Genomic DNA, 276 nt, shown 5'->3' with positions numbered 1-276 from the left:
GAGTACGCCCGCATCTACACCGAGTACGGCATCACGGCCCAGGCCGTCGTCGACGCGGCGCAGGACTCCCTGTCCGCCGCCGGCTGAGCCCCACGACGCCGTACGCCCACCAGGCAGCACCGCACCCCAGGAGGAACACATGAGTGACCATCTGAAGGACCTGTCCGACGCCGGTGTCTCCATCTGGCTCGACGACCTGTCGCGCGAGCGCATCGAGACCGGCAACCTCGCCGAGCTCGTCGCCGCCAGGCACGTCGTCGGCGTCACCACCAACCC

At 69.6% G+C, this 276-nt stretch carries 1 pseudogene; it reads left to right on the top strand.

The features are described from left to right. Positions 1 to 139: 139 nt before the first annotated feature. A pseudogene (locus QWY29_RS20405) lies at positions 140 to 276 on the top strand (transaldolase); the annotation flags it as partial.

The sequence above is a fragment of the Nocardioides abyssi genome (genome assembly GCF_030412915.1).
In the GTDB taxonomy this organism is placed as follows: domain Bacteria; phylum Actinomycetota; class Actinomycetes; order Propionibacteriales; family Nocardioidaceae; genus Nocardioides; species Nocardioides abyssi.
The sequence above is the reverse complement of the archived record's forward strand: the minus strand, read 5'-3'. Positions and strand labels throughout refer to the sequence as shown.